Source organism: Cobetia sp. (assembly GCF_983723665.1).
On record NZ_CFDJES010000007.1, the window covers coordinates 14,048 to 20,245 of the forward strand.

Annotated in this window: 6 protein-coding genes; 2 read left to right on the forward strand and 4 right to left on the reverse strand. The window is 62.4% G+C overall.

Annotation, left to right across the window (positions count from 1 at the left end; translation table 11 throughout):
* Positions 1-82: 82 nt before the first annotated feature.
* From AC4FAH_RS01670 to hemE, 4 genes are all read right to left on the reverse strand, one after another.
* Positions 83-1,108, reverse strand: a complete 1,026-nt coding sequence (locus tag AC4FAH_RS01670) for an amino acid ABC transporter substrate-binding protein (protein WP_225347461.1) — start codon at positions 1,106-1,108, stop codon at positions 83-85.
* 430 nt (positions 1,109-1,538) lie between these two features.
* Positions 1,539-2,402: a polyamine aminopropyltransferase gene (gene speE / locus AC4FAH_RS01675; RefSeq protein ID WP_043331591.1), complete on the reverse strand. Its 864-nt coding sequence runs from the start codon at positions 2,400-2,402 to the stop codon at positions 1,539-1,541.
* A gap of 287 nt (positions 2,403-2,689) precedes the next feature.
* Entirely contained in the window at positions 2,690-3,076 is a 387-nt protein-coding gene (locus tag AC4FAH_RS01680; protein WP_215823670.1) for a VanZ family protein, read from the reverse strand.
* 109 nt (positions 3,077-3,185) lie between these two features.
* Complete coding sequence (gene hemE, locus AC4FAH_RS01685) at positions 3,186-4,283, reverse strand: uroporphyrinogen decarboxylase (RefSeq protein WP_225347460.1); 1,098 nt, start codon at positions 4,281-4,283, stop codon at positions 3,186-3,188.
* A gap of 324 nt (positions 4,284-4,607) precedes the next feature.
* On the opposite strand from hemE, the gene ribA reads away from it, so the two are divergent.
* A complete protein-coding gene (gene ribA / locus AC4FAH_RS01690) occupies positions 4,608-5,243 on the forward strand; it encodes a GTP cyclohydrolase II (protein ID WP_043331593.1) in 636 nt (211 codons plus the stop codon).
* Between the two features lie 314 nt (positions 5,244-5,557).
* Complete coding sequence (trhA, locus tag AC4FAH_RS01695) at positions 5,558-6,187, forward strand: PAQR family membrane homeostasis protein TrhA (RefSeq protein WP_052384316.1); 630 nt, start codon at positions 5,558-5,560, stop codon at positions 6,185-6,187.
* The last annotated feature ends 11 nt before the right edge of the window (positions 6,188-6,198 follow it).

The window sequence follows — 6,198 nt, forward strand, 5'->3', positions numbered from 1 at the left end:
CGCTCACTTCCCCTGGCCAGCGTCCTTGCTCAGCCTGTCATGAGGGGCAAGGCCCACCCGCAGTACAGGGCGAGCCCGCGCATCAGCGAACCGGCGGGGCGTACTGGACGCCGCCATCGGTCCACAGTGCGTTCAAGCCGCGCTCGATACCCAGTGCGGAGCCGGTACCGACGTTGCGCTCGAACATCTGGCCGTAGTTACCGACCTGCTTGATGACCTGGTAGGCCCAGTCAGCCGGCAGCCCCATGGCTTCCCCGTAGTTGCCATCGGCACCGACCAGGCGCGCGACGTTCGGGTTGGTGTCCGACTTCTTCTCTTCGATGTTGTCGGAGCTCAGACCCATCTCTTCGGCGTTGATCTGCGCGAACAGGGTCCATTTGACGATGTTGAACCACTGGTCATCGCCCTGACGGACGACGGGGCCCAGCGGTTCCTTGGAGATGACTTCCGGCAGCACCATCGCGGACGCCGGATCGGAGAGCTTGATACGCAGCGCGTAGAGCTGGGATTGGTCGGAGGTCAGGACGTCACAACGACCGGCTTCGAAACCCTTGACGGTCTGGTCGGAGGTATCGAAGACGACCGGCTCGAAGGACATGTCGTTCAGGCGGAAGTAGTCCGCCAGGTTGAGCTCGGTGGTGGTGCCGGACTGGATGCAGACGGCGGCACCGTCCAGCTCCTTGGCACTGGCGACGCCCAGGTCCTTGCTGACCATGAAGCCCTGGCCGTCGTAATAGTTCACGCCAGCGAAGTTGAGGCCCAGTGAGGTGTCACGGGTCGCCGTCCAGGTGGTGTTGCGGGACAGGACATCAATCTCGCCGGACTGCAGCGCGGTGAAACGCTCCTTGGCCGTCAGCGGTACATAGCGCACCTTGCTGGCATCGCCCAGCACGGCGGCGGCGACGCCGCGGCAGACATCGACATCGAGGCCCTGCCAGTTACCGGCGTCATCCGGTGCCGAGAAGCCCGGCAAGCCGGTGCTGACGCCACACTGGACAAAGCCCTTTTCCTTGACGCTATCCAGGGTCGCGGCACTGGCGCCTGTCGCCATGGAGGCGGCCAGGACAGCGGCGCTAGCGATCAGCAGTGGCTTCTTGTTGTTATGCATCGTGATTCCCTCGCGAAAGTCTGGAGTCCGCTCGATCAGCCTCGAGTCAGAAGTGGTGCAATGCATTGCATGGCACCTACCGACAATAGCAAGCCGCGTTCCAATTTCCGCCTATCGCGTGATCCGCTGCGTTCAACGCTGAAAAAAGCGCTAAAACCCAGTGTTATAGGCCAAAGCCTCGGGGTGGGGCGGCGGATCATTCCGCGCGATTGCCGCGCAGTTAGGCTCATGGCGAGACCAGTTCGCCTCATATCGGTGCAAAATAAAAACGGCCGTTTCATTGCGAAACGGCCGTTGGCGGTGCAGCGATGTGGCGCGAGTGGCAGATTGCGACCAATGTCTCGGTCTGCCTGACTCAACGCTTGTTCATCCCGTCAGGCACGTTTTCGTGCCTGATGGGACTCCCGTGCCACCGCAAGGTGCATGCAGATCACTTCTCCAGCAGGCGCTGCATGAAGGGCGGCAGCACCAGGGCGGCGCGATGGCCTTCGACGGTATAGAAGTCACGCGCGAAGGTGGCGGCAGCGGCATCTTCCTCGCGGAAGGACTTCACGTCACAGCCCTTGCCCGCCAGGGTGCAGCTCCACCAGCCGGACGGATACACCGGCTGCGGGAACGGCAGGGTCGCGACGCTATCAAAGCCCGCTTCGCCCATGTCGTTGCGCAGGTCCTTGATGATGGAATCGGTGTGATAGAGCGGGGACTCGCTCTGCTGCACCATCAGGCCGCCCTGCTTGAGGATACGATGGCAGCGCTTGAGGAAGTCGGTCTTGAACAGACCTTCCGCCGGGCCGACCGGGTCGGTGGAATCGACGATCAGTACGTCGATGCTCTCGTCCGGGCAGTTGTCGACCCACTTGACGCCATCCTCGAACAGCAGCTCGGCGCGCGGGTCGTCATTGGACTCGACCAGCGCCGGGAAGAATTGCTCGGAGGCACGCGTGACCGCCGGATCGATATCGATCTGGGTGACCTTCTCCACGCCCGGGTGCTTGAGCACCTCACGCAGGGTGCCGCAATCGCCACCGCCGATGATGACGACACGCTTGGGGTCTGCATGAGCGAACAGCGCCGGGTGCGACATCATCTCGTGATAGAGGAAGTTGTCACGGTCAGTCAGCATCACGCAGCCGTCCAGCACCATCAGGTTGCCGTAGGTCTCGGTGGCATAGACTTCGAGGTGCTGATAAGGGGTCTGCTCGTCATGCAGCTTGTGGCTGACCTTGAGCGAGAAGGCGCTGCCGTGGCGATCGAAGATTTCGGTAAACCAGGAGCCATCGAGACGTTCGGTCATGGGGGACCCTCGCATTGGATATCACAGACGGGATATCAAGGTATGGATAGAGACGGCACGATGGCCATCGGAAATTGCGCCAATCAGCACTGCGCCAGCGTCAGGCCGGCAGTTCACGGCCCGCATGACGCCCACGCGGCGTGATGTCGTGATACGCGACATGCCGGGCAAGCGCCAACATGGCGCAGGCGCTGCACCATAGCCAAAGACGGCCGGAGTGGAAAGTGTTGATGCATGACAATTTCAGACAGGCCGCGTATCGATGACACGCGGCCCGGGGGAGAGGCTCAGCGAGAGGCCGGCCCGAGGCGGACCAGATGGAGAATCAGCCTGACACACTGGAACACTCCCAGCCCGATGAGGATGCCGGCGAGGTCCGCCAGCGCATCCAGCACCTCAGCGCCGCGATAGGGAATCGCCAGCTGCAGACATTCGATGGCGACGCCCAGCAGCAGCAGGAGCGGCAGGATGATCAAGCTGGTCAAGCCCGCCAGCCGTGTCGTCAGCGCCAGCAACGCGAAGGCGGAGAAATGCTGCAGCTTGTCCCAGGGGAAGGTCTGCTCCGGATGCGGCACGCCCGGGGAGAGCGTGCCGAACAGGATCAGCAACAGACACAGAAGCGCCACGAAGGCCCAACCGCGGCGCGGGATGAGACGCTGCTCGACCGGCGTCATGCTGACACCCCCGCTGCCCGGCACCCTTCTGCTTGCTGCACTGCTACTTGCCACCTTCTATAGGCAGCAACAGGGGTGGCAGCAGAGAAGACCATGACGGGCTCTCCCATCAGCCGCGGGCGACCGGTGTCGCATTGGCGGCGTCATCCTGATGGTAGGCCGGGCTCAGCTCATGCAGCGCATCCATCAGGGCATTGACGTTACCCGGGTCCGTGAACTGGCTGATGCCGTGCCCCAGATTGAAGATGTGGCCAGGCCCCTGACCATAGCTGTCGAGGATGCGACCGACTTCAGCACGAATGGCGGCCGGCGTACCGAACAGCGCATTCGGGTCCAGGTTGCCCTGCAGGGCCACACGATGGCCGACACGCTCACGCGCATTGGACATCTCGGTGGTCCAGTCGAGGCCCACGGCATCACAGCCAGAGGCAGCGATGTGCTCGAGCCACTGACCACCATTCTTGGTGAACAGGATCACCGGCACACGGTTGCCTTCGCTGTCCGGCTTGAGACCGGCCACGATCTGTTCCATGTAGCGCAGCGAGAACTCGAGATAGGCCGGCGTGGACAGGGTGCCGCCCCAGGTATCGAAGATCTGCACCGCCTGAGCACCCGCGGCAATCTGGGCGTTCAGGTAGTCGGTAACGGCCTGCGCCAGGGTGTCGAGCAACTGATGCATGGCTTCCGGATTGGAATACATCAGGCCTTTCACATGACGGAAGTCCTTGCTGGAACCGCCCTCGACCATATAAGTGGCCAGTGTCCACGGGCTGCCGGAGAAACCGATCAGCGGCACGCGGCCGTTCAGCTCACGGCGGATGGTGGACACGGCACGCATGACGTAATCGAGATCACGCTCGACATTCGGCACGCTCAGCGCCGCGATTTCCTCGGCAGTCCGCACTGTCTTGCGGAATTTCGGGCCTTCGCCGGTCTCGAAGTAAAGGCCCAGCCCCATGGCATCCGGGATGGTCAGGATGTCGGAGAACAGGATGGCGGCATCCAGCGGGAAGCGCTCCAGCGGCTGCAGCGTCACCTCGCAGGCACGCGCGGTGTCCATGCACAGGTCCATGAAGCCACCGGCCTGACCGCGGACTTCGCGATATTCCGGCAGATAGCGGCCAGCCTGGCGCATCATCCAGACGGGAGTACGGTCGACCGGCTGACGGGCCAGCGCGCGCAGGAAGCGATCATTCTTCAAGGTCATCGGAATCACACATCAGCTCGGGGAATGTCTCGGCATTCTATCAGAGCCTGAGAAAAATCCCGCCCATCGTGGTGATGCAACAAATGCATTGGCAAATCGCCCCGCCTTTATAGTTCCTTTGCTGGCGTCATCCGACCATTGTGGTGGTGGCGGCAACAACGCTTTTCCATACAGAGCGATGAGTCATCGGCCACAGACTGGTAAACTCGCCACATGACTGCATGCTGGCCGACGGTATCTCGAGCGACTCATCGAGACATTGCCGGACCACCGCATGCCCGCGCTTTTTCAGCCCGGCGATTGTCCGGGCGTTCGAGGTGAACAGTGACCATTCGATTCATCGCCGCCTCGCGGCTGCCAACGCCCTGGGCGACCTTCACCATGCACGGTTTCGAGGATGAGACCACCGGCAAGGACCACATCGCCCTGACCCTGGGCGACATCGATGACGGCGCGCCGGTGCTGGGCCGCGTGCATTCCGAGTGCCTGACCGGCGACGCCCTCTTCTCGATGCGCTGTGACTGCGGCTATCAGCTGCAGGAAGCGCTCAAGCGCATTGCCGCCGAAGGCCGCGGCGTGCTGCTCTATCTGCGTCAGGAAGGCCGCGGCATCGGTCTGCTCAACAAGATTCGCGCCTATGAGCTGCAGGATGGCGGCGCCGATACCGTCGAAGCCAATGAGCGCCTCGGTTTCGGGGCTGACATGCGCCGCTACGATATCTGTGTGCCGATGCTGGAGCATCTCGGCGTCAGCACTCTCAAGCTGATGACCAACAACCCGCGCAAGGTCGATGCCCTTACCCGTGATGGTGTCACCATCAGTGAGCGCCAGCCGATCACCACGGGCCTGAATCCGCACAACGAGCACTATCTCTCGACCAAGGCGGGCAAGCTGGGCCACATGATGGCACTGGATGATTTCACCCAGGCAAGCGACGTGGATATCGAACGCAGCGAGTAGCCGCGCGCAGGGGGAGCCTGACTGGTTCCCCCTTCCTTTATAGGCAAATTGACTGGCTGGCACAGCGAGCGTGACATGACGACGTCACCCGCCAGGGAGTAGGCTGGAGTCGAACCCGCGCCGGAGACATCGCCATGCGCAAAGACTCAACGGCTGCATCATCACAGCCTTCTTCATCGCAACCTCAGTCATCACAGCCTTCGTCAACACGGCCCGCCTCGACACCTCCTCAGGCATCCCCCTCTTCCAGCGCATCACCTGTCGTTGACGCGAATTCACGCGACACCTCCGCGACGCCTGCTCTCTATACCCGGCTGGAGGAATGGCTGCACAGCGCCAGCCACGGCATCGGCGCCGTCATGGGCCTCGTCGGCATGATCGTGCTGATCGTGATGGCCAGCCTCGCCGCCGAAGTCGACCCCTGGAAGATCGTCAGCGTCAGCCTCTACGGCCTGACCCTGGTGGTGCTGTATGCGGCCTCGACGCTCTATCACGGTATCCGTCACCCACGCCTGAAATATGCCTTCCAGCTGCTGGATCACTGCGCCATCTATCTTCTGATCGCCGGCACCTATACGCCCTTCCTGCTGGTCAATCTTCGCGGCCCGACCGGCTGGACACTGTTCGCCATCATCTGGTCGCTCGCGCTGGGCGGCATCTTCCTCAAGCTGCGCTGGCCTGAACGCTTCAGTGCCCTGCGCGTGAGCGTCTATCTGCTGATGGGCTGGTTGATCGTGTTCGCCTCGCCGATGCTGGTCGAGAAGCTCTCCGAGACGGGGCTCATCCTGCTGGTCGCCGGCGGCATCACCTATACCCTGGGCGTGATCTTCTTTCTGATGACACGCCTGCGCTATCACCACGCCATCTGGCACCTGTTCGTGCTTGGCGGCAGTACCTGCCACTTCTTCGCCATCTATACCGCAGTGCTGCCGTATTCCGTATGACGTGATCGGGG

Coding starts and splice junctions, on each gene's coding strand:
- AC4FAH_RS01670 (WP_225347461.1), bottom strand. CDS start 1,108: ATGCATAACAACAAGAAGCCACTGCTGATCGCTAGCGCCGCTGTCCTG.
- speE (WP_043331591.1), bottom strand. CDS start 2,402: ATGACCGAACGTCTCGATGGCTCCTGGTTTACCGAAATCTTCGATCGC.
- AC4FAH_RS01680 (WP_215823670.1), bottom strand. CDS start 3,076: ATGACGCCGGTCGAGCAGCGTCTCATCCCGCGCCGCGGTTGGGCCTTC.
- hemE (WP_225347460.1), bottom strand. CDS start 4,283: ATGACCTTGAAGAATGATCGCTTCCTGCGCGCGCTGGCCCGTCAGCCG.